Source organism: Streptomyces sp. NRRL S-118 (assembly GCF_000716335.1).
Lineage (GTDB): Bacteria > Actinomycetota > Actinomycetes > Streptomycetales > Streptomycetaceae > Streptomyces.
Genome location: NZ_KL591068.1, coordinates 1 through 720, shown reverse-complemented (window position 1 = coordinate 720; position 720 = coordinate 1). Strand labels below are relative to the sequence as shown.

Here is a 720-nt window from a genome sequence, read left to right as displayed (position 1 = left end):
CCGGCGGATCCGCCCGCGGCCAAGCCCGAGCCCAAGCCGAAGCCGTCCCCCAAACCGGGCCCGACCACGGTCCTGCTGCGGCCGGGGGACACCCTGTGGTCGCTGGCCCAGCGGCACCACACCACGGTGGCCGCCCTGCAGGACGCCAACGGCCTGGGCTCCTCGACCACCATCTACGCCGGTAAGCGCCTGTACCTGGCCCCGCCCCGCCCCGCCGGGCCGCCCACCGCGCCCACCGCGCCCACTGCGTCCGTCCGGATCGATGCCGCTCCGGGGGAGTTGGCGAGCCCGGCGAACGGGGCGGTGCGGGCCGTGTCGTTCGCCCGGGCCCAGCTGGGCAAGCCCTACATCTGGGGCGGCACGGGGCCGCGCGGTTATGACTGCTCCGGCCTGGTCCAGGCGGCCTGGAAGGCCGCGGGGGTGGAGGTGTCGCGCACCACGTACACGCAGATCCACGACGGCCACCGCACGACCCGTTCGAACCTCGCCCCCGGCGACCTGGTGATCACCAACCATGGCCACCACGTCCTGCTCTACGTCGGTGGCGGCAAGGTGATCGAGGCACCCAAGCCCGGCACCGTCATCCGCACCGCCCCCCTGCCGCCCCATCACCAGGTCGTCGCCTACCGGCACATCACGGGCTGATGCGGCACAGCCAGGCATGCGCGTTTCTACGGGTCGCAGACGCCGGGCGCAGGCGCCGCAGCGCGTGCTGCACCG

General features: G+C 74.3%; 1 protein-coding gene. It reads left to right on the top strand.

Translation table 11 applies throughout. The annotated features are described in order from the left end of the window. On the top strand, nt 1–645 hold a 645-nt coding region (locus IH00_RS39425), incomplete at its 5' end, for a C40 family peptidase (protein WP_031080873.1). Nucleotides 646–720 lie beyond the last annotated feature (75 nt).